This window comes from Streptomyces sp. XH2, assembly GCF_049725035.1.
GTDB classification, from domain to species: domain Bacteria; phylum Actinomycetota; class Actinomycetes; order Streptomycetales; family Streptomycetaceae; genus Streptomyces; species Streptomyces roseoverticillatus.
Map to the genome: position 1 here is coordinate 184,781 of NZ_JBMMMZ010000017.1, position 20,419 is coordinate 205,199.

The window sequence follows — 20,419 nt, forward strand, 5'->3', positions numbered from 1 at the left end:
CGGGTGTGGTCGTGGTTGCAGTCGTGCTCGTGCTCACCGTCCACCGCCCGTGCCGTGCATCCCGCCCATCCCGTTCATGCCGTCCATCCCGCCGCCGGAACCCGATCCGGAGCCGGAGCCGGAGCCACCGCCGGTGCGGTGTATCCCGGGAGCGGCCGGCCCGGCGGCCGTGCCGGCGGCGTACGCGACTCCGAAGAGGGCCGCCAGGAGCAGGACGAAACCGGCGAGGGCTCCGTACGGACTGAGGGGGTGACGACGAACGGTCATCCGGTCATCGTGGCACGCGGCGCGGTCCGTCCGGCCGCCCGCAACCGGCTCTCGGCGCGTGAGGATTGTCCCTTCTGTCCGCGGGAACCAGGTGCCCTCCGCGGCCGACTACCTGGAGATACGGAACCCGTAGGCGACAGGACACCCGTACGAACTTTCGCCGCACCGGCGGGAACTCACCCCGCCGCCCGTCCGACTTCTCAGGGGTCCACGACTTCGCGAGGAGCCCTTCACCGTGTCCCTGCCCGAGCCGCCCCGGCCGTCCGAGGCTTCCGAGCTGCCCGATCCCGTCCCCCTCTACGGGCCCGGGTACAAGCGGGACCCCTACCCGCTGTACGCGCGCATGCGGGAGGCCGGCCCGATCCACCGGGTCCTCTTCCCCAGCGGGGTCACCGCCTGGCTCGTCACCGGGCACGAGGCCGCCCAGAAGACCCTCGCCGACCCCCGGCTCGGCAAGAACCACGACCGCGGCAACGACCGCTGGCGCGAGCGCGCCTCGATCATGCCCGAGCCGCAGCACTCGCAGCTGCAGGTGCACCTGCTCCACCAGGACCCGCCCCAGCACACCACGATGCGGCGCCTGGTGACGGACGCCTTCGCGCCGCGGCGCGTCGAGGGGATGCGGGCCCGCTTCCAGGAGATGGCCGACGCGCTCGTCGACGCGATGCCGGCGGACGCGGCCACCGGCTCCACCGGCCCCGCCGAGCCCCTCGACCTCGTACGATGCTTCGCCGCCCGCTTCCCCTTCCAGGTCCTCGCCGAGGTCATCGGCCTGCCGCCGCACCTGGCCACCCGCTTCCGCCGCGAGTGGGGCAAGGTCGTGGCGCCCGTCGGCCCCGCGGACCCCGGGCGGCCCGCCTACGAGGCGCTGCTCCGCGAACTCCAGGGCTACATCGCCGAGGTCGTCGCCGACCGCCGCGGCGCGCCCGGCGAGGGGCTGCTGAGCCGGCTGGTCGCCGCCCGCGACGGCGGCGAACTGACCCAGGAGGAGCTGGACTCCATGATCTTCCAGCTGCTGGTGGCCGGCCAGGAACCCGTCACCAACCAGATCACCACCGCGATGGTGGCCCTCCTCCGCCGGCCCGACGCGCTCGCGCGGCTGCGGGCCGAACCGGAGCTCATGCCCGCCGCCGTCGAGGAACTCATGCGCCTCGACAGCGCCTTCGAGCTGACGACCTGGCGGTTCCTCGCCGAGGACGCGGACCTGCACGGCACGCGGGTGCCCGCCGGCGACTCCGTGATCGTCTCCCTGTGCGCCGCCAACCGCGACCCCGAGCGCTTCCCCGACCCCGACACCCTCGACCTGGACCGGGCCCAGGGCCCGCACCTCGCCTTCGGCCACGGCATCCACTTCTGCCCCGGTGCGGCCCTCGCCCGGATCGAACTCCAGGTGGCCCTCGGAACGTTGCTGGCCCGGCTGCCCGGCCTGCGGCTCGCCGTGCCCGAGGAGGAGCTGTCCTGGATCCCCGCCGTCCTCGGCCGCGGCACCGCCGAGCTGCCCGTCGCCTTCGACCGGCCCGTCTGCCCGCGCGGGCGGGGGTGAACGCGGTCATGTCCCAGGCCACCCTGACCCCTCCGGCGGCATCCGCTCACTCGGTCCCGGCACCCACGCCCGTAGAGGAGCACATCCTCCGCCTCCTCCTGCCGTACCACCGCACCACCGGGCCGGGGTCCGCGGACCCCGCCGACTTCCCGGAGCAGCTGCGCCAGATACGGCAGTTCACGGACGCCGGTGAGCCCGTCCTCTTCACCCTGCCCGGCTTCCCGTGCAAGTCCCCCAACCCCGCCAAGGTCCTCGGGCACCTGCCCGACGAGGGCGAACGCCTCTCGCTCGCCTTCCTCGACCGGCTCTGCGCGCGCATCGGCGAGACCTACGCGCCCGGTGCGCGGATACTGATCTGCTCCGACGGCCACATCTTCGGAGACCTCATCCACGTGCCCGACGAGCACATCGACGCCTACGGCGACGCACTGCGCGCCCTGATCGCCGGGGAAGGGCTCGGCCGGCTGGACACCTTCGACCTGCGCGACGTCCACGGGGACCTGGACCACGACACCAAGCGGCGGCTCGTGACGGAGGCCTACGCGCCGCCGGTCGACGCACTGCGGGCCCTGGTGCGCGGGGACGAGGAGACGGCACGGCTCTACCGCGGCATCACCCGCTTCCTCGTCGAGGACACCGCGGACTTCGCCGGCACGCGCTCGGCACTGCAGCGCGAGTGCCGGTCCCGCGCGTACGGCGTCATCGCGCGCAGCCGCGCCTGGGGCGACCTCATCGCCGACCGCCACCCGCGGTCCGTCCGCCTGTCCATCCACCCGCAGCGCCCGGGCGCGGAGAAGTTCGGCATCCGCCTGCTGGAGGCGGCGGACGCGTGGGCCACGCCGTGGCACACGGCGGTCCTGCGGGGGCGCGGGGGAGAGGCGCGCCTCGTGCACCGGGCGGAGGCGGAGCGGCTGGGGCGCCTGGTCCTCCGCGGGGGCCGCCCGAGCCACTTCGAGGAACGCCCGTGACCACTGCCGGGCGTCCGGCGAGTGCTCAGTCGGTCAGCACCCTCGCCACGGCCCGGAGCACGCGCCACAGCCAGCCCAGGGCTCCCAGCTCGATCGCGGTGTCCGCGGCGTCCACGGCCAGCTCGGCCCGTTCGCCGCGCCGGCACCGCCGGCACTGACCCCGCCGGAAGCGGCCGTTTCGGCCGCAGCTCCTGCACGTACCCCCGTGGTTCCACATGACCGTGATCATTCCACGGGCGTTCGCCGGGGCCGTCAGCGGAGAAACGCCAGCACCTGCTGTGACACCGTGTCATCGGTGAGCAGATCGTTGTGCTTGAGGCACCCGGCCGCCGGATGGTTGTCCGCGCCGTCGAGCGCCGTGCTCGACACGGGGGCGATCTGCTCGTCGCAGGACGACCACCAGGTCGCGTAGCGCGTGGGGCCGGGGGTCTCGTCGCCGGAGTTGAGACGGGACAGGACGTACGAGCCCGGTGTCATGTCCTTGCACCCTTGGTCCCACAGCGCGCACAAGTACGCCAGGCCGGTGCCGTGGTTGGGCCCGCCGAGCGAGACCCAGTGCGCGACCTTGCGCGTACCGCCGCCGAACGCGAGGTACCAGCGCGTGGGCAGGCCGCCCAGGCTGTGCGTGACGACGTCCGCCTGCACCGCCCCGGTCCGGGCCAGCACGCCGTCCACGTACGCGGCGAACTCCCCGGCGAGCGTCTCGTTCGACGACCGGCTCGTGTCGTACGACCAGGCGTGCAGCCGGTCCTGCGGATACCCGGCGGCGGCGAAGTCCGCCCGCATCCCGTCCCACACGCCGGGCCCGGCGTTGCGCCCGTGCACGAAGATCACGGGACGGGGCGGGGGTTCCGCCCGCGCGGGGGGCGGTGCCGAGCGGAAGGAGAGCGGCCACGACCGCCCACAGCAAGAGCACGGAAACCCGCCGCATCAGCACGCCTCCTGAGCAACCGGAACACGACCGGACCACCCGGCACTGTCCCACCGGCCCCTCACCGTGGGAAGCCGCCCGGCGCCACGACGGCGGCCGGGCACCGAGGGACACACGCCCGCCCCCCCGGGGCGATCACGCGGGCGACGCTCGCACATTACGCTGAGCCGGGCCGGGCCCTGCTGTTCACGGAGTTGTTCACGGAGTCGTCCACCGAGGAGTCACCGCACATGACCGTCCCGCTCGACCTCGCCTTCTTCCGTCGTTTTCTCGAGCGCGCCACGCGCGTGATCGTCGCGGAGTCGGCGTACCTCACCGAACTCGACGCCGCCATCGGCGACGCCGATCACGGCGCGAACCTCAAGCGCGGGTTCACCTCCGCCGCCGGGGCGGTGGCCGCGGAGCCGCCCGCCACGCCGGGGGCGCTGTTGACGGCCGTCGGGGTGCATCTGACGAACACCGTGGGCGGGGCGTCGGGGCCGTTGTACGGGACGGTGCTGCGGCGCATGGGGAAGGTGCTGGGCGAGGAAGCGGTGGTTGAACCCGAGGCGCTGGGGCGGGCGCTCGGGGCCGCCGTGGCGAGTGTGCGGCGGCTCGGGGACTCGGCGCCCGGGGACAAGACGATGGTCGACGCCCTGCAGCCGGCCGCCGACGCGTACGCCGCCGCACTGCCGCAGGGCGTCGTGGCCGCGCTGGACGCCGCCGCGCGGGCGGCCCGTGAGGGCGCCGAGGCGACGATCCCGCTGCAGGCCCGCCGGGGCCGGGCGAGCTATCTGGGCGAGCGCAGCATCGGTCACCAGGATCCGGGCGCGACGTCGTCCGCAATGCTGGTGACGGCGCTGTACGAGGCCACGGACCCGGAGCTGTGCGCGGTGCCGCCGGAGCGGGAGACCGCGGCCGCCGAGGCCCCGGCGCAGGCCGCGCCCGCGGGCCGGGTCGGCATCGTGCTGGTCTCGCACAGCCGCGAGGTCGCCGCCTCGACGGCCGAGCTCGCGAAGGCCCTGACGGGCACGGGCGACCCCGCCCCGGCGGCCCCGGCCGGCGGGCTGCCGGACGGTTCGGTCGGCACCAGTGCCGAGCTGGTGCGCCGGGCGGTCGGGGCCGCGGACCAGGGGCGGGGGGTGGCGGTCTTCTGCGACATGGGCAGCGCCGTCCTCACGGTCAAGGCGCTGCTCGCCGACGGCTTCGGCGGCTCCGACGTGCGGATCGCCGACGCCCCCTTCGTGGAGGGCGCGGTGGCCGCCCTGGTGACGGCCTCGGCCGGCGGCGACCTCGCGGCCGTGCTCGCCGCGGCGGACGACGCCCGCACCTACCGCAAACTCTGAGTCAAGAGGCGGCGGCATCCAGATCGTAGCGTTGGCCAGGGCGTATCACTCATGCCAGGGTGTAACGGCACAAATCCCCCCATGTGCCGTTCCCTATGTGCCGTCTCCCATGCATCGCCCCGTATGCATCGTCCCGGCGTGGAGGTCCCGCCACGGTGTCGTCGCGCAGACTCCCCTTCGCGCTGGTCCTGGCCTACCTGGGGGCCGTCGTCGCCGTCGACCTGATGACACCGTCGAACCTCCGGCTGGACGTCTACGCCGCCCTCGCCCCGATGACGGCCGCGGCGCTGTGCACGTACCGGCAGACGGTGTTCGTCGGCGTCCTCGACTTCTGCCTGATGGTGGCGCACCACGGCGTGGTGGGCGGCGAGGTGGCCGTCAACCGGGTCGGCTCGTTCGTCGGCAACGCCCTGATGGTCGGCGCGAGCATCGCCGTGGCCCGGCTGCGGCGCGACGCGGAGTCCCTGCTGGAGCGCGTGCGGGCCACCGGTGAGGCCGCGCAGCGGGCGCTGCTGCGACCGCTGCCGCTGCGCACGCACAGCGTGGTCGTCGACGGCTTCTACGTGTCCTCGCAGCGGGAGGCGCTCGTCGGCGGCGACCTGTACGAGGTGGTGGACACGCCGTACGGGACGCGCGTGCTCATCGGTGACGTACGGGGCAAGGGGCTCGGCACGCTGGGCGCGGGGGCGGCGGTGCTGACCGCCTTCCGCGAGGCGGCCTACCACCGGCGCGACCTGGAGGGCGGGGTGGTGGCCATGGAGGAGGGGCTGTACCGCTACCACCGGTCGGCGGAGTACCAGGCGCGGCTGCAGCCGGAGCGGCACGGCGGGCGACCGGAGGACGCGCGGATGCGGGCGGCGGAGGAGTTCGTGACGGCGCTGGTCTTCGGCACGGAGGAGGGCCCGGGCGACCCCGGTGTGAACGGGCACGTGCCGGTGGTGTTCGTGGACTGCGGGCACCTCGCGCCGTACCTGATCGGTGCGGACGGCGGGGTGCGCGAGCTGGAACCGGCCGACGCGGGGCTGCCCTTGGGCCTCGGCGACCTGGCCGCCGCGCCGCGGACGGCGCAGCGCGTCGCCCTGCCGCCCGGCTGCCGGGTGCTGGCCTGCACCGACGGGGTGACCGAGGCCCGGTCGCCGGGCGGCGGCTTCTATCCGCTGGCGGAGCGGCTCGACGCGTGGGCAGCCCTGCCCACCCCGCAGCTGCTGGGGCGGCTGCGCGCGGACCTCGACGCGCACACGGGCGGGCGGCTGCAGGACGACGTGGCGGTGCTGGTGATGGAGCGGGCGGCGGAGTACCCCGGGACGGACCCGTAGGGGCCCGTCCCGCTCGTCCGTCAGCGGCTGAACAGCTCGAACGACACCCCCGGCCGCCCCCCGAACCGCTCCGCGACGCCCCGCATGCTGCCCTCCAGGAACGTGCGGCAGTACGTCTCCGGGTCGTCCTTCGTCAGCGCCTCGATGTAGGTGCGGTGGCAAAGGAGCGAGGCGACGGCCCGCTCCAGGCCGCTGCTCGCGTCGACGGCGTGGGTGGGCTGCGGGGAGCCGGCCACCGCCACGTAGCGCACGCCGTCCCAGGGCACGAGGCCCTCCTCGGCGAGCTCGGGGAAGATCCAGCGGTTGCCGGCGTCGGCGACGGCGTCGAGGACGGCCCGGCCGACGTTGCGGTGGTCGGGGGTGTTCCAGTACGTGCCGCCCCAGGTGTCGTGGTGGTTGAGCGTCAGGACGAGCTCGGGGCGGTGGCGGCGGATGGCGGCGGCGAAGTCGCGGCGCAGGGCCGTGCCGTACTCGATGACGCCGTCGGGGTGGCCGAGGAACTCCACGGTCGTCACCCCCACGGCGGCGGCGCTCGCCCGCTGCTCGCGCTCGCGCAGCGGGCCGGCCTCGGCGGGCGAGAGGGTGTCGATTCCGGCCTCGCCGAGGCTGGCCAGCAGATAGACGCACTCGCGGCCGTCGTCCAGCCAGCCGGCGATGGCGGCGGAGGCGCCGTATTCGAGGTCGTCGGGGTGGGCGACGATCGCGAGGGCGCGCCGCCAGTCGGTGGGCATCTCCTTGAGCTGACCGGCGGGCCGCACGGCCCCGGGCGCGGCCTCCGCCGTTCCCTGCGCCGTACCTTCCGTCCCCGCCGTGGCCGTCGCACCCGTCACGTCCGTCGCATCCGCCATCACGGTCTCCCTCAGCCTGTCGGATCCGCCCCGGGGCGCGCCGCGCGCCGTCGGCAGGGCGTTCGACGAAGCGTACGTCGCAGTTCTTCGCGACACGCGGGAACCCGGCGCTCCCGTGGTCCGACTACCTGATCCGGGACCGCACCGGCGGGCCCGTGGCGAAACCGAAATTCCTGGAGTTGTCTGATGCGCCCTCGTGCGTGGTGCGGTGTTCTGGCCGCTGTGGCCCTGTCGGCGACGGCCTGCGGTGGCGGCGGTGGCGGTGAGGCGAAGAAGACCGACGACGCCGGGGCCGGCGCGCGGTCCGGCTTCCCGGTGACCGTCACGGACTGCATGGGCGCGAAGACCACCTTCGACGCCGCGCCGAAGAAGATCGTCACCAGCAACGCCGCGGGCCTGGAGCTGCTCATGTGGCTGGGCGCGGGTGACAAGGCGGCCGGCACGGGCTTCCCGCCCGGCAACGGCGCCATGCCGGGCCGGTATGCGGACCGGGCCGCGAAGGTGCCGGTGCTGGGGAAGACGGCGATCCCCAAGGAGAAGCTGCTCGGCTCGGGCGCGGACCTCTACGTCGACGCGTTCTCGTCCATGAAGAACATGGGCAAGATGGGCGACGCGCCGACGGCGGAGGAGTTCAAGGCCGCCGGCATCAAGCACGTCTTTTTGAAGTCGACGGCCTGCGCGGCGATGAGCAAGACCCCGCGCACGGACCTCTCGGGCGTCGAGGCCGACATCGAGGAGCTCGGCAAGGTCACCGGCACTTCCGCGCGCGCCGCCGAACTGGTGCAGGAGATGCGGAAGAAGACGGGCGCGGTGCGCGACGCCCTCAAGGACGTCCCCGCGGACAAGCGGCCCTCGTACTTCTTCTTCGACTACGACGCGGGCACCAAGCAGCCGATGGCCGTGTGCAACCGGCAGGTCGCCAACGCCGTGATCGGCATGGCCGGCGGCCGCAACGTCTTCGACGGCTGCGACGGCGACTTCAAGCCCGTGGGCTGGGAGGACGTCGTCGCCAAGAACCCGGACTGGATCCAGCTCGGCGTCCGCAACCGCGGCAGCGAGGAGGCCAACGCCAAGGCCTTCGACGAGGCCGCGGAGTTCCTGAAGAACTTCCCCGCCACCAAGGACCTCACCGCCGTCAAGGAGGGGCGCTTCCTGCGCATCGGCTCCGAGCGGACCACGATCGGGGGCGTGCGCAGCGCGGACACCGTCCGTGAGATCGCGCACACGCTGTACCCGGACCGGGTCAAGTAGGTGGGCCCGGTGGGGGCGCCCGCCGCGGTCGCCGCGGACCGGGCGGAGGAGCGCGAGCCCGGGGCGCGGGCGCCCTGGGTGGCGGCCGTGCTGGGGCTGGCCCTGCTGACCGGGCTGACGGCCTCGGTGTGCCTGGGCTCCTCGGACGTGCCGCTCGCCGACGTGTGGTCCTCGGTGGTGCGCGGGATCAGCGGCCGGGATCCGGTGCCCGGCACGCAGGACCTGATCGTGTGGCGGCTGCGGGTGCCGCGGGCGCTGCTGGCGGCCGTGGTGGGCGCGGGCCTGGGCCTGGTGGGCACCGCCGTCCAGGCCCTGGTCCGCAATCCGCTCGCGGACCCGTACCTGCTGGGCATCTCCAGCGGAGCCTCGCTCGGCGCGGTCTCGGCGATCGTGCTGGGGGCGGGCGCGGGCGGCCTGCTGGGGCTCGGGCTCTCGGCGGCCGCGTTCGCCGGCGCGCTCGCGTCGTTCGCGCTGGTGTGGGCGATGGCGCGGCGCGGGGGCGGGTTCTCGCCGCTGCGGCTGGTGCTGGCGGGCGTCGGCATCGGCCAGTTCCTGTCCGGCTTCACGCACTACCTGGTGCTGCAGGCCGGCGACGACCAGCAGACCCACGGCGTGCTGTTCTGGCTGATGGGCTCCCTCGGCGGCGCCCAGTGGGCCACGCTCGGCGTGCCCGCCGCGGCCGTGGCGCTCGGCCTCGCCGCGCTCCTCGCCCGGGCCCGGGCGCTCGACGCAGTGCTGATGGGCGACGAGACCGCGGCGGGGCTGGGCGTGGACGTGACGCGGCTGCGGCGCGAGCTGTTCGTGGTGACGAGCGTGCTCACCGGAGTGCTGGTGTCCGTCTCGGGCGCGATCGGCTTCGTGGGGCTGATGGTGCCGCACGTGTGCCGGATGGTCGTGGGCGGCGCGCACCGCGTCCTGCTGCCGGTGGCCGCGCTGTTCGGCGCGGTCCTGCTGGTCGTGGTCGACCTGGTGGCCCGTACGGCCCTGCCGGACCAGGAGCTGCCGGTGGGCGTGGTCACGGCGCTGGTCGGTGCGCCGACGCTGCTGTACCTGCTGGACCGGCGCCTGGTGGAGAGAGGCTGAGAGGGGCTAGGGGATGGGCGGAATGAGGATCGCGATCGAGGACCTGGAGGTGTCCCTGTCCGGGCGGACGGTCGTCTCCGGGGTGCACCTGGTCGCGGAGGAGGGCGAGATCGCCGGGCTGGTCGGGCCGAACGGCAGCGGCAAGTCGACGGTCCTGCGCACCGTCTACCGCTATCTGCGGCCGCATGCGGGCCGGGTGCTGGTCGGCGGTACGGACATCACGTCGCTGACCCCCGCCGAGTCGGCCCGGCGGGTGGCCGCGCTCCCGCAGGAGCGCGGCAGCGACTTCGAACTCTCGGTCCGGGCGGTGGTGGCCATGGGCCGCACCCCGTACAAGCGGGCGTTCGCGGGCGAGGACCGCGCCGACGCGGAGATCGTGGCGGCGGCGCTGGCGGGGGTCGGGCTCGCCGGGGCGGAGAAGCGGCGCTTCTCGGCGCTGTCGGGCGGCGAGCGCCAGCGGGTGCTGCTGGCGCGGGCGCTGGCCCAGGACCCGCAGGTGCTGGTCCTGGACGAGCCGACGAACCACCTGGACGTCCTGCACCAGGTCGAACTCCTGGCCCTGCTGCGCGCGCAGCGCCGCACGACGCTGCTGTCCCTGCACGACCTGAACGCGGCGGCGTCGCTGTGCGACCGCCTCCACGTCCTGCACGAGGGCGCGCTCGTGGCCTCGGGCCCGCCGCGGGAGGTGCTGACCCCGGAGCTGCTGTCCGAGGTCTTCGGCGTCCGGGCGGCGGTCGTCGACCACCCGCTGACGGGCGATCCCCTGATCGCCTTCGACCACCGCACGCCCGGTCGCCTCCGGCGGGGTGCGGAGGACGAGGAGGGCAGGGGCAGGGCGGACCTCCCGCTCGGCACCGGCGCTCTTTCCGGAAGGGGCTGATCACCGCTCCGGCGGCGGGACTTCCGCCCGACAGCGCCGGCCTTGCGTGCCGGCGGCCGGAGCCGATCAGCGCTCCGGCGGGGGGCGCCGCATGGTGGTCGTCCCCCGCCGGAGGCGCCCGGCGTCAGCCGATCGACCTGATCAGCTCGCCGTCCGCCGTATCGCCGCTCAGCTCCCAGAAGAACGTGCCGCCGAGCCCCTGACGGTTCTTGTACGCCGTTTTCCCGGCGATCGTCGACGGGGTGTCGTAGCTCCACCAGTCGCTGCCGCACTTGGCGTAGGCCGTGCCCGCCACCGTGCCGTTGGCCGGGCACTTGGCCTTCAGGACCTTGTAGTCCTCGAAGCCCGCCTCATAGGTGCCCTTCGCGGGGCCGGTGGCCGTGCCGCCGGGGGCCGACCGGGTCACGCCGGTCCAGCCGCGGCCGTAGAAGCCGATGCCGAGCAGGAGCTTGGAGGAGGGGATGCCGAGGGACTTGAGCTTGGTGATCGTGGCATCCGTGGTGAAGCCGGGCTTCGGGATGCCGCTGTAGGAGGTGAGGGGGGAGTGCGGGGCCGTGGGGCCCTTGGCGTCCCAGGCGCCGAAGAAGTCGTACGTCATGGGGTTGTACCAGTCGACGTAGCGGGCGGCGCCCGCGTAGTCGACGGCGTCGATCTTGCCGCCGTCCGAGGCGTCGGCGGTGATGGCGGCCGTGATGAGGTTGCGCGTGCCGAACTTGTCGCGCAGCGCGGCCATCAGCTTCACGAACCCCTCGCGTCCGCTCGTGTCACAGGTGAGGCCGCAGGCGTTGGGGTACTCCCAGTCGATGTCGATGCCGTCGAAGACGTCGGCCCAGCGCGGGTCCTTGACGAGGCCGTAACAGGACTCGGCGAAGGCGGCCGGGTTGCGGGCGGCCTCGCCGAAGCCGCCCGACCAGGTCCAGCCGCCGAAGGACCAGACCACTTTGAGGCCCGGGTGCAGCTTCTTGAGCTTGCGGAGCTGGTTGAAGTTGCCGCGCAGGGCGCCGTCGTCCCAGGTGTCGGCCTTGCCGTCGACGCTGCCGGCGGCGTCGTACGCCTTGTCGTAGTCGGCCCAGGAGTCGCCGATGGCGCACTTGCCGCCCGCGACGTTGCCGAAGGCGTAGTTGATGTGGGTGAGCCGGTCGGCCGAGCCGGACGTCTCGATGTTCTTGACGTGGTAATTGCGCTCGTAGACGCCCCAGTTGGTGAAGTAGCCGACGACCTTGCGGCCTGCGGCGGTGTCGTCGGCTCCGGCGGCCGGGGGTGCGGCGGGGGAGGCGTTCGCCGGACCGGTGAGGAGCGTCGTGGTGATCAGGGCCCCGGCGGCGGCGAAGGCGGCCAGGAGGGTACGCGGTCGTGCGGGCATCGGTTCTCCTCGGTGGGGGTGGGGAGAGCTGCTCTGCGGGGGTGACCTGGGCATGAACTGACATGGACGCGCTAAGCGTGTCCAGGACCATAGAAGGTCTGGACCAGTGCGGTCAATGGTTTGGACCATCCCCGTTCACGACTCCGTCACAAGCCCGTTGTGCCTGGTGCGCGACTTGTCAACCCGTGACGTCGGCCCGCCGATCGGGCATACTCCAAGCCGCCACAGCCGCAGGTCATCCGGTGCCGCGACCCGGCACGGGATCATCGGCTGGGCATCACCGGCGACGGCGCCACACCCTTGCGCGCCCTACGCCGCAGCGCCCGACAGGGAGGAGAGCGCCGCCATGACCGACCACGGCCCGCAGCCGGTGGAACGACAGCTGCCCACCGAGGAGGCCCGCGACCTGCTCGCGCTCGTACGCGACCTGGTGCAGCGGGAGATCGAACCCACCGCGGCCGAGGACGAGGAAGCCGGGCGCTTCCCCCGCGAGGTCTTCCGGCTGCTGTCCGCCTCCGGCCTGCTCGCGCTGCCCTACGCCGAGGAGTTCGGCGGCGGGGACCAGCCCTACGAGGTCTACCTCCAGGTCCTGGAGGAGCTCGCGGCCGCCCGCCTCACCGTGGGCCTCGGCGTCAGCGTGCACACCCTCGCCTGCCACGCGCTCGCCGGCTACGGCACCAAGGAGCAGCAGGCCGAGCACCTGCCCGGCATGCTCGGCGGCGGCCTCCTCGGCGCGTACTGCCTCTCCGAGCCCTCCTCCGGCTCCGACGCCGCCTCGCTGCGCACCCGTGCCACCCGCGACGGCGACACCTGGACCATCGAGGGCACCAAGGCCTGGATCACCCACGGCGGCATCGCGGACTTCTACACCGTGCTGGCCCGTACGGGAGGCGAGGGCGCCCACGGCATCACCGCCTTCCTCGTCCCCGGCGACGCCCCCGGCCTGTCCGCCGCGGCGCCCGAGCGCAAGATGGGCATGAAGGGCTCGCCGACGGCCCAACTGCACTTCGACGGCGTGCGGGTGCCGGACGCCCGCCGCATCGGCGAGGAGGGGCAGGGCTTCGCGATCGCCCTGTCCGCGCTGGACTCCGGGCGCCTCGGCATCGCCGCCTGCGCGATCGGCGTCGCCCAGGCCGCGCTGGACGAGGCGCTCGCCTTCACCGCCGGGCGGCGGCAGTTCGGCCGGCCGGTCGCCGACTTCCAGGGCCTGCGCTTCATGCTCGCGGACATGGCCACCCAGATCGAGGCCGGCCGCGCGCTCTACCTCGCCGCGGCCCGGCTGCGCGACGCGGGCCTGCCGTTCTCCCGGCAGGCGGCGATGGCCAAGCTCTTCTGCACCGACGCCGCGATGCGCGTGACCGTCGACGCCGTGCAGCTGCTGGGCGGCTACGGCTACACGGCGGACTTCCCGGCCGAGCGCTACATGCGCGAGGCCAAGGTCCTGCAGATCGTCGAGGGCACCAACCAGATCCAGCGCATGGTGATCGCCCGTCACCTGGCCGGCCCCGAGAGCCGCTGAGCACCGGCACGGCGGACGGGCCCGCACGGCCCGCCCGCCGGCGACGCTCCCGCGTCAGGACGGCCGGCGCATCTCCGGAACGCGGACCGGGCGCGAGCCGGGACCCCCGATGTGGGAGAACGGCTGCGTCCGCCAGTCCAGGCTCTCCGGCAGCGTGAGCATCAGCGCGGCGTCGAACTCCAGGCCGTCCGGCGACTCGTCCGCCGCGGCCGCGTCCTCCATGGCGCGGCCCGAGCCGGGGCACACCGTGAGCCCGAAGGGATTCCACGGCGAGGGGCACAGCGCGTGCTCGGGGAGCACGTCCTCGTCGGGGAGCAGCGCGATCGGGCGCGCGCAGTCCGGGCACGTCACCCGGAACATCGTGGTGGTGTCGACCTCATAGGGCTCGTACGGGCTGCCGTCGCCTTCGTTCAGGCGTTCCAGGCTGGGCATAGTCTTTCTCCCCCTCGGATTGGCCGGCCAGGCGTCTCGGCCTCGGCCACAGCAAGCACTTCCCGCGTCACGAGCCGGGTAATCTCCGCATCACGGAGGACACGGGTGCATATCTGTGTTGTTCGTCACATGCCTTTGTGCGTGGTCATGCGCCCCCGTGGAGCCGTCGACTGTGCCGCTCCGGCCCGGACCCAGTAGGTTGATCCGCGTGGAGGAGCTGGACAGAGAAATCGTGGAACTGCTCGTCAAGGACGGGCGGATGAGCTACACCGACCTGGGGAAGGCCACCGGCCTGTCCACCTCGGCGGTGCACCAGCGCGTGCGCCGGCTCGAACAGCGGGGCGTCATCCGCGGCTACGCGGCCGTCGTCGACCCCGAGGCGGTCGGGCTGCCGCTCACCGCGTTCATCTCGGTGAAGCCGTTCGACCCCAGCGCTCCCGACGACATCGCCGACCGGCTCGCCGAGATCCCCGAGATCGAGGCGTGTCACAGCGTCGCCGGCGACGAGAACTACATCCTCAAGGTGCGGGTGGCCACGCCGCTGGAGCTGGAGCACCTGCTGGCGCGGATCCGGTCGCTGGCGGGGGTGTCCACGCGGACGACGATCGTGCTGTCGACGCCGTACGAGGCGCGGCCGCCGAGGGTCGGCTGACCGCCCGGTGACGGGCCCGTCCGGCCACTGCGGACCGGGGTCCGGGGCGGAGCCCCGGGTGGGAGAGACTGATCCCCATGACCGAGCCCCACGCATCCCAGGACAAGCCGCGCACCGTACTGCTGCGCAACGGCGACGTGCACAGCCCCGCCGACCCGTTCGCCACGGCCATGGTCGTCGAGCGCGGCGCCGTCGCCTGGGTCGGCTCCGAAGGGGCCGCGGACTCCTTCGCGGAAGGAGTGGACGAGGTCGTGGACCTCGGCGGTGCCCTCGTCACCCCCGCGTTCACGGACGCACACGTGCACACCACCGCCACCGGCCTCGCGCTCACCGGCCTCGACCTCACCGGCTCCCGCTCCCTGGCCGAGGCCCTCGACCGGATCCGGGCGCACGCCGCCGCGCGCCCCGCCGAGGGCGTCCTCCTCGGCCACGGCTGGGACGCCAGCGCGTGGCCCGAGCAGCGCCCGCCGTCCCGCCGCGAGCTGGACGAGGCCACCGGCGGCCGGCCGCTGTACCTCACCCGGTCCGACGTCCACTCGGCCGTCGTCACCACGGCCCTGCTCGACCTCGTGCCGGGCCTCGCCGGCCTGGCCGGATACGACGCCGAGGCGCCTCTGACGGGCGACGCCCACCACGCCGTGCGCGCCGCCGCGCACGCCGGCACCACCCCCGCCCAGCGCGCCGCGGCCCAGACGGCCGCGCTCGACCGCGCCGTCTCGCTCGGCATCGGCTCCGTGCACGAGTGCGCCGGCCCGCAGATCTCCGGCACCGAGGACTTCACCGGGCTGCTGCGCCTCGCCGCCGGCCGCCCGGGCCCGCGCGTCGTCGGCTACTGGGCGGAGGCCGTCGCATCCGCGAACGACGCGGAGCGCATCCGCGAGCTCGGTGCGACGGGCGCCGCCGGCGACCTCTTCGTGGACGGCTCCCTCGGCTCGCACACCGCGTGCCTCCACGAGCCGTACGCCGACCTGCCCGGCAGCACCGGCACCGCCCACCTCGACGCCGCCGCCGTCGCCGCCCACGTCGCCGCGTGCACCGAGGCGGGCATCCAGGCCGGCTTCCACGCCATCGGCGACGCCGCGCTGACCGCCGTCGTGGAGGGCGTCCGCGCCGCGGCCGACAAGCTGGGCCTGGCCCGCGTCCGCGCGGCCCGGCACCGCGTCGAGCACGCCGAGATGCTCACCCCCGAGCACATCGCGGCCTTCGCCGAATTCGCCCTCACCGCCTCCGTGCAGCCGGCCTTCGACGCCACCTGGGGCGGCGACACGGCCATGTACGCCCGGCGCCTCGGCGTCGAGCGGGCCCGCACCCTCAACCCGTACGCGGCCCTGCTGCGCGCCGGCGTCCCGCTCGCCCTCGGCTCCGACAGCCCGGTCACCCCGCTCGACCCGTGGGGCACCGTCCGCGCCGCCGCCTTCCACCGCACCCCCGAGCACCGGATCTCGGTCCGGGCCGCGTTCACCGCGCACACGCGCGGCGGCTGGCGGGCCACCGGCCGCGACGACGCCGGCGTCCTCGTGCCCGGCGCACCCGCCGACTACGCGGTCTGGCGGGCCGGCGACCTCGTCGTGCAGGTGCCGGACGAGCGCGTGGCGAGCTGGTCCACGGACCCGCGCTCGGGCACCCCGGGCCTGCCCGACCTGACCCCCGGCACCGGGCTCCCGGTCTGCCTGCGCACCGTCGTGGGCGGGCACACCGTCTACGAGCGTCCGAACGAGTGACTCCGCGCGCGGTGCGTACCGCCGAACGATGACAGGTCGGCCTGTCGCCGCCCGTGATCACTCGCCGTACTGACCTGCTGATTTAGTGCATGTCCCCAGGTCACAGAGGTGTTGACAGGGTCCGGGCGGCGGCCGGTAGGTTCTGCGGAGTCCACCACAGGACGTCCGGCCGGTGCACTTCCACACAGTCGTCGAACGCCGCTGGGCCATGGGGCGGTGCGCCGGGGAGCGGCCACCGCCACTGGCAGCCAGGTTCCAGCGCACGGGGGCAGGGAGGTGCCGCCGGGCCGGCAGGTGCGACCCGGGTGGGGCCCGGACGTTCAGTAGACAACGGCTCTCGGTCGACCCGCAGCCAGCGGGTCCCAGGTCGGCCCGAAGGACGCCGGGCCCCCACTCGCCCCACCCCCGCTCCCGGCCTTCCTCCGCCCCTGCGCGCGCACCCAGGGCGGGCACGGTGCCCCGAGCGATGTACCGTCGGGCTCACCACCGCAAGACAGCAGGAAGGCTCGCCCGTGCCCCCGGGTCCCGAAACCACCGCCGGAGCCGACGCGGCATCCGCCCCCGGCGACGAGCGCTCCCCGGCCGCCCCGGAGGAGACCGCACCCGTCGCGGGGGAGACCGCCGCGGGGGAGACGCCCGCGGAGGAGACCGCGCCCGCCCCGCGGGCGCGCCCCCGCCGGGCCGTGCGCCTCGCCCGGCTCGCGCGCCGCGAGGCGGCCCGCACCGGGATCGCCGCGCTCTCCGGCATCGCGTTCGCCCTGTCCTTCCCGCCCTACGACGTGTGGCCGCTGTCGGTCGTGGCCGTCGCCGCGCTGGCCCTGCTGACCCGCGGGCGCACCGCCCGGCAGGCCGCCTGGACCGGCTTCGCCTTCGCCCTCCCCTTCTTCTTCGTGCTGCTGCGCTGGCTGCACGTCGTCGGCTACGACGCCGTGACCGGCCTGTCGCTCGCGGAGGCGCTGTTCGTCGCCGCCCTCGGCGCTGCCCTCGCCCTCGTCTCCCGGCTGCCCGCGTGGCCGCTGTGGGGCGCCTGCCTGTGGGTCGCGCAGGAGCTGGCCCGCGACCGGCTGCCGCTGGGCGGCTTCCCCTGGGGCCGGCTCGCCTTCGCCAACACCGGCTCGCCGTTCACCCCGCTCGCCGCCCTCGGCGGCGCCCCGCTGGTGAGCTTCGCCGTCGCCCTCACCGGCGGCCTCCTCGCGTACGCCGTCACCGTCGCCCCGAAGCTGCGCACGGCCTCGGGTACGGGCCGGTTCCGGGCGGTCCTGCCGGGCGTCGAGGCGCTGGCCCTCGCCGTCGCCGTGCTGCTCGCGGGCCACGCGGTGCCCGTGCCGGTCAAGGCCCGCGACGAGGTCAAGGTGGCGCTCGTCCAGGGCAACGTCCAGCACGCCGGCATGGACTTCCTCGGCCGCCCGATGATGATCCTCGACAACCACGTCGAGGCCACCCTGCAGCTGGCCCGGGACGTCAAGGCCGGCCGCGTGCCGAAGCCGGACCTCGTCATCTGGCCGGAGAACTCCTCCGACCTCGACCCCTTCCAGTACCCGCAGGCCTACGACCGCATCGAGGAGGCGGTCAAGGCGGTGGGCGTGCCCGTCCTCGTCGGCGCCCTGGTGGACCACCCGGGCCGGAGCGGCTACATCGACAACAAGGGCATCGTCTGGGACCCGAAGACCGGCCCCGGCGCCTCCTACGCCAAGCAGCACCCCGTGCCGTTCGGTGAGTACGTGCCCTTCCGCAGCGCCCTGAGCAAGGTCATCACCCGCCTCCAGCGCGTCCAGCGCGACTTCTACCCCGGCGACCACACCGGAGTGATGCAGATCGGTCCGGCGAGGCTCGGCGACGTCATCTGCTTCGAGGTCGCCTACGACGAGATCGTCCGCGACACCGTCAAGGCCGGTGCCCGTGCCCTCGTCGTCCAGACCAACAACGCCACCTACGGCCGCACCGGCCAGCCCGAGCAGCAGCTGGCCATGTCCCGGCTGCGGGCCGTCGAGCACGGCCGCGCCGTCGTCACCGTCGCCACCAGCGGCATCAGCGCCGTCGTCGCCCCGGACGGCGCGGTGCAGCAGCGGAGCGAGGAATTCACCCGCGACGTGATCAGCGCCACCCTCCCCCTGCGGGACGGGACGACCGTGGCCGACCGCGTGGGTGCGGCGCCCGAATGGGCGCTCGCTATGGTGGGCCTTCTGTCCTGTGCGGCCGCACTCCTGATCGGCCGTCGGGGACGGACGGACGAGCCGGAAAAGAGAGGCCAGCAGTGAACGACGGTGGGCAGCGGAGATTCGGTCCGCTCGGCACGACCTTGGTGATCATCCCGACCTACAACGAGGCGGAGAACATCAAGAGCATCGTCGGCCGGGTGCGGTCGGCCGTGCCGGAGGCGCACGTCCTCGTCGCCGACGACAACAGCCCCGACGGCACCGGCAAGCTCGCCGACGAGCTCGCGGGCGAGGACGACCACGTCAAGGTCCTGCACCGCAAGGGCAAGGAGGGGCTCGGCGCCGCCTACCTCGCGGGCTTCCGCTGGGGCCTCGACCACGGCTACGGCGTGCTCGTCGAGATGGACGCCGACGGCTCCCACCAGCCCGAGGAGCTGCCCCGCCTGCTCACCGCCCTCAAGGGCGCCGACCTGGTGCTCGGCTCCCGCTGGGTGCCCGGCGGCCGGGTCGTGAACTGGCCGAAGTCGCGCGAGTTCCTCTCCCGCGGCGGCTCCACGTACTCCCGGCTGCTCCTCGACGTGCCGATCCGCGACGTCACCGGCGGCTTCCGGGCCTTCCGCCGGGAGACCCTGGAGGGCCTCGGCATGGACGACGTGGCCTCCCAGGGCTACTGCTTCCAGGTCGACCTGGCCTGGCGCGCCGTCAAGGCCGGCTTCCACGTCGTGGAGGTGCCCATCACCTTCGTCGAGCGCGAGCTCGGCGACAGCAAGATGAGCCGCGACATCGTCGCCGAGGCACTGTGGCGGGTCACCTCCTGGGGCGTCGGCTCCCGGGTCGGCAAGGCGCTCGGCCGCAAGTAGCCCGCCTGCGGCGTAAGCGGGTCATAAGCGCGGCCCCCGGCTTCCGCTGCAGGCCAGGCACACTTGAGGCATGACGTTCGGAGCACAGCAGACGATGAACGGCCGCCCGCCGCAGCGGCGGCGCGCCCGCAGGCTCATCCCCCTGGGAGTGGCCCTCTGGGCCGTCCTGGAGATCTGGCTGCTCACGCTGGTGGCCGGTGCCGCCGGCGGCCTGACCGTCTTCGCCCTGCTGGCCGGTGGCGTCGTCCTCGGCTCCTACGTGATCAAGCGGGCCGGGCGGCGGGCCTGGAAGCGGCTCACGGTCTCCCTGCAGCCCGGCGCCGCGACCGCCGGGCCCGGCCAGGAGACCGGCGGCAACGCCCTCACGATGCTCGGGGGCCTGCTGATCATCCTGCCCGGGCTGCTCTCCGACGCGGCCGGCCTGCTCTGCCTCTTCCCGCCCACCCGCGCCCTGCTGCGCAAGGCGGGGGAGCGGTGGCTGGGCCGGCCGGCGGCGCCCGGCACGCTCGGGGACGCCTTCCGGCAGGCCCGCAGCGCCGACCTGGGCGGCATGGGCATGGGCGGCCCGGCCGGACCGGGCGGGCCCGGCGGCAAGGTGGTCCAGGGCGAGGTCATCCGTGACGACGAGCCGCCCGCCCCGCGCCCGGGCGGCCCGCAGCTGCCGCGCTGAGAGACGCGCAAAAGGGCCCGGGCCACTGCTTCGGCAGTGGCCCGGGCCCTGTGGGTACTGCGTGGTGCCCGCTCAGGCGGACTTGCGGGTGTCCCGCGGATGAACGGCAATGTTCATGGCGCCGGAACGAAGGACCGCCAGCCGCTCGGCCAGCACCTCCTCCAGCTCCTCGCGGGTACGCCGCTCCATGAGCATGTCCCAGTGCGTACGCGCAGGCTTGCCCTTCTTCTCCTCAGGACCGTCGCCGTCCACCAGGAGTGCAACGGCGCCGCACGCCTTGCACTCCCACTCCGGCGGAATCTCCGCCTCTACCGAGAACGGCATCTCGAATCGATGGCCGTTCGGGCATGCGTACTCCACCGCCTGGCGCGGGGCCAGATCGATGCCGCGGTCGGTCTCGTAGCTGGTAACCACAAGTCGCGTGCCGCGGAGAGCTCGCTCACTCATGAATCGTGCCTCCCGGGCTTAGTCGCCCACAGGACAGGTGTCGCTGTCGTCGTCATCCGGTCAACGTCCGGTCGGCGGTGAAGATTCCCGTTGAGGGACATGCGTCGCCCGTCGTGCCGCCCCTTGTTGTACCCACCAACGCCCGTTTTGTCACATCTGGCAACGGATGTCACCCTGCGTTTCTGTC

General features: G+C 74.1%; 19 protein-coding genes and 1 pseudogene. 14 read left to right on the forward strand and 6 right to left on the reverse strand.

Annotation, left to right across the window (positions count from 1 at the left end):
* Positions 1–33: 33 nt before the first annotated feature.
* Complete coding sequence (locus ACOTKD_RS32300; protein ID WP_424892545.1) at positions 34–267, reverse strand: hypothetical protein; 234 nt, start codon at positions 265–267, stop codon at positions 34–36.
* 235 nt (positions 268–502) lie between these two features.
* Here ACOTKD_RS32300 and ACOTKD_RS32305 point away from each other — a divergent pair, with 235 nt between their 5' ends.
* Together ACOTKD_RS32305 and ACOTKD_RS32310 are read left to right on the forward strand one after the other, a co-directional pair.
* The gene (locus ACOTKD_RS32305) at positions 503–1,810 is read left to right on the forward strand and encodes a cytochrome P450 family protein (protein ID WP_424892546.1); all 1,308 of its coding nucleotides are present in this window, start codon (positions 503–505) and stop codon (positions 1,808–1,810) included.
* A gap of 8 nt (positions 1,811–1,818) precedes the next feature.
* Positions 1,819–2,778 carry an L-tyrosine/L-tryptophan isonitrile synthase family protein gene (locus tag ACOTKD_RS32310; RefSeq protein WP_424892547.1) on the forward strand — a complete coding sequence of 320 codons (960 nt, stop codon included), beginning with the start codon at positions 1,819–1,821 and terminating at the stop codon, positions 2,776–2,778.
* 252 nt (positions 2,779–3,030) lie between these two features.
* On the opposite strand, the gene ACOTKD_RS32315 is transcribed toward ACOTKD_RS32310, so the two are convergent.
* Entirely contained in the window at positions 3,031–3,603 is a 573-nt protein-coding gene (locus ACOTKD_RS32315) for an esterase/lipase family protein (protein WP_424892548.1), read from the reverse strand.
* Between the two features lie 336 nt (positions 3,604–3,939).
* Between ACOTKD_RS32315 and dhaL the strand changes: the two are divergent.
* From dhaL to ACOTKD_RS32330, 3 genes and pseudogenes are all read left to right on the forward strand, one after another.
* A pseudogene (gene dhaL / locus ACOTKD_RS32320) lies at positions 3,940–4,560 on the forward strand (dihydroxyacetone kinase subunit DhaL); the annotation flags it as partial.
* Positions 4,534–5,034 (forward strand): PTS-dependent dihydroxyacetone kinase phosphotransferase subunit DhaM, encoded by a 501-nt coding sequence (locus tag ACOTKD_RS32325; RefSeq protein ID WP_424892606.1) that lies wholly within the window; start codon positions 4,534–4,536, stop codon positions 5,032–5,034. The pseudogene dhaL and the gene ACOTKD_RS32325, both read left to right, overlap by 27 nt.
* 155 nt (positions 5,035–5,189) lie before the next feature.
* The gene (locus ACOTKD_RS32330; RefSeq protein ID WP_424892549.1) at positions 5,190–6,350 is read left to right on the forward strand and encodes a PP2C family protein-serine/threonine phosphatase; all 1,161 of its coding nucleotides are present in this window, start codon (positions 5,190–5,192) and stop codon (positions 6,348–6,350) included.
* 20 nt (positions 6,351–6,370) lie between these two features.
* Here ACOTKD_RS32330 and ACOTKD_RS32335 read toward each other — a convergent pair whose 3' ends face one another.
* Positions 6,371–7,081, reverse strand: coding sequence for a PIG-L deacetylase family protein (locus ACOTKD_RS32335; protein WP_424892607.1), 711 nt, complete (start codon positions 7,079–7,081; stop codon positions 6,371–6,373).
* Positions 7,082–7,384: 303 nt separating this feature from the next.
* Here ACOTKD_RS32335 and ACOTKD_RS32340 point away from each other — a divergent pair, with 303 nt between their 5' ends.
* The 3 genes from ACOTKD_RS32340 (at position 7,385) to ACOTKD_RS32350 (ending at position 10,412) form a co-directional block, all read left to right on the forward strand.
* Positions 7,385–8,449 (forward strand): ABC transporter substrate-binding protein, encoded by a 1,065-nt coding sequence (locus tag ACOTKD_RS32340; protein WP_424892550.1) that lies wholly within the window; start codon positions 7,385–7,387, stop codon positions 8,447–8,449.
* A gap of 78 nt (positions 8,450–8,527) precedes the next feature.
* Positions 8,528–9,532, forward strand: a complete 1,005-nt coding sequence (locus tag ACOTKD_RS32345; RefSeq protein ID WP_424892608.1) for a FecCD family ABC transporter permease — start codon at positions 8,528–8,530, stop codon at positions 9,530–9,532.
* 22 nt (positions 9,533–9,554) lie between these two features.
* Positions 9,555–10,412, forward strand: a complete 858-nt coding sequence (locus tag ACOTKD_RS32350) for an ABC transporter ATP-binding protein (RefSeq protein ID WP_424892551.1) — start codon at positions 9,555–9,557, stop codon at positions 10,410–10,412.
* Positions 10,413–10,536: 124 nt separating this feature from the next.
* On the opposite strand, the gene ACOTKD_RS32355 is transcribed toward ACOTKD_RS32350, so the two are convergent.
* Positions 10,537–11,775: a glycoside hydrolase family 18 protein gene (locus ACOTKD_RS32355; protein WP_424892552.1), complete on the reverse strand. Its 1,239-nt coding sequence runs from the start codon at positions 11,773–11,775 to the stop codon at positions 10,537–10,539.
* A 346-nt stretch (positions 11,776–12,121) separates the two neighbouring features.
* Between ACOTKD_RS32355 and ACOTKD_RS32360 the strand changes: the two genes are divergently transcribed.
* Positions 12,122–13,294, forward strand: coding sequence for an acyl-CoA dehydrogenase family protein (locus ACOTKD_RS32360; protein WP_424892553.1), 1,173 nt, complete (start codon positions 12,122–12,124; stop codon positions 13,292–13,294).
* A gap of 54 nt (positions 13,295–13,348) precedes the next feature.
* Here the strand turns inward: ACOTKD_RS32360 and ACOTKD_RS32365 are convergent, their stop codons facing one another.
* Positions 13,349–13,726, reverse strand: coding sequence for a hypothetical protein (locus tag ACOTKD_RS32365; protein ID WP_364899967.1), 378 nt, complete (start codon positions 13,724–13,726; stop codon positions 13,349–13,351).
* A 208-nt stretch (positions 13,727–13,934) separates the two neighbouring features.
* Here ACOTKD_RS32365 and ACOTKD_RS32370 point away from each other — a divergent pair, with 208 nt between their 5' ends.
* The 5 genes from ACOTKD_RS32370 (at position 13,935) to fxsA (ending at position 19,785) form a co-directional block, all read left to right on the forward strand.
* Positions 13,935–14,378 (forward strand): Lrp/AsnC family transcriptional regulator, encoded by a 444-nt coding sequence (locus ACOTKD_RS32370; protein WP_030365423.1) that lies wholly within the window; start codon positions 13,935–13,937, stop codon positions 14,376–14,378.
* 77 nt (positions 14,379–14,455) lie between these two features.
* Complete coding sequence (locus ACOTKD_RS32375; protein ID WP_424892554.1) at positions 14,456–16,099, forward strand: amidohydrolase; 1,644 nt, start codon at positions 14,456–14,458, stop codon at positions 16,097–16,099.
* A 512-nt stretch (positions 16,100–16,611) separates the two neighbouring features.
* Complete coding sequence (gene lnt / locus ACOTKD_RS32380; RefSeq protein ID WP_424892555.1) at positions 16,612–18,357, forward strand: apolipoprotein N-acyltransferase; 1,746 nt, start codon at positions 16,612–16,614, stop codon at positions 18,355–18,357.
* Positions 18,354–19,115: a polyprenol monophosphomannose synthase gene (locus ACOTKD_RS32385; protein WP_424892556.1), complete on the forward strand. Its 762-nt coding sequence runs from the start codon at positions 18,354–18,356 to the stop codon at positions 19,113–19,115. Before lnt ends, ACOTKD_RS32385 begins: the two co-directional genes overlap by 4 nt.
* A 70-nt stretch (positions 19,116–19,185) precedes the next feature.
* Positions 19,186–19,785: an FxsA family membrane protein gene (gene fxsA / locus ACOTKD_RS32390; protein WP_424892557.1), complete on the forward strand. Its 600-nt coding sequence runs from the start codon at positions 19,186–19,188 to the stop codon at positions 19,783–19,785.
* A gap of 72 nt (positions 19,786–19,857) precedes the next feature.
* Here fxsA and ACOTKD_RS32395 read toward each other — a convergent pair whose 3' ends face one another.
* Positions 19,858–20,232 carry an RNA polymerase-binding protein RbpA gene (locus tag ACOTKD_RS32395; RefSeq protein WP_004948858.1) on the reverse strand — a complete coding sequence of 125 codons (375 nt, stop codon included), beginning with the start codon at positions 20,230–20,232 and terminating at the stop codon, positions 19,858–19,860.
* Positions 20,233–20,419: the final 187 nt, after the last annotated feature.

Bases quoted from the DNA above. Each gene is read 5' to 3' on its own strand.
- ACOTKD_RS32325 (WP_424892606.1), top strand. From the start codon at position 4,534: ATGCTGGTGACGGCGCTGTACGAGGCCACGGACCCGGAGCTGTGCGCG.
- ACOTKD_RS32365 (WP_364899967.1), bottom strand. From the start codon at position 13,726: ATGCCCAGCCTGGAACGCCTGAACGAAGGCGACGGCAGCCCGTACGAG.
- fxsA (WP_424892557.1), top strand. From the start codon at position 19,186: ATGACGTTCGGAGCACAGCAGACGATGAACGGCCGCCCGCCGCAGCGG.
- ACOTKD_RS32340 (WP_424892550.1), top strand. From the start codon at position 7,385: ATGCGCCCTCGTGCGTGGTGCGGTGTTCTGGCCGCTGTGGCCCTGTCG.
- ACOTKD_RS32310 (WP_424892547.1), top strand. From the start codon at position 1,819: ATGTCCCAGGCCACCCTGACCCCTCCGGCGGCATCCGCTCACTCGGTC.
- ACOTKD_RS32360 (WP_424892553.1), top strand. From the start codon at position 12,122: ATGACCGACCACGGCCCGCAGCCGGTGGAACGACAGCTGCCCACCGAG.
- ACOTKD_RS32300 (WP_424892545.1), bottom strand. From the start codon at position 267: ATGACCGTTCGTCGTCACCCCCTCAGTCCGTACGGAGCCCTCGCCGGT.
- ACOTKD_RS32350 (WP_424892551.1), top strand. From the start codon at position 9,555: ATGAGGATCGCGATCGAGGACCTGGAGGTGTCCCTGTCCGGGCGGACG.
- ACOTKD_RS32355 (WP_424892552.1), bottom strand. From the start codon at position 11,775: ATGCCCGCACGACCGCGTACCCTCCTGGCCGCCTTCGCCGCCGCCGGG.
- ACOTKD_RS32395 (WP_004948858.1), bottom strand. From the start codon at position 20,232: ATGAGTGAGCGAGCTCTCCGCGGCACGCGACTTGTGGTTACCAGCTAC.
- ACOTKD_RS32375 (WP_424892554.1), top strand. From the start codon at position 14,456: ATGACCGAGCCCCACGCATCCCAGGACAAGCCGCGCACCGTACTGCTG.
- ACOTKD_RS32335 (WP_424892607.1), bottom strand. From the start codon at position 7,081: ATGCCCACCGACTGGCGGCGCGCCCTCGCGATCGTCGCCCACCCCGAC.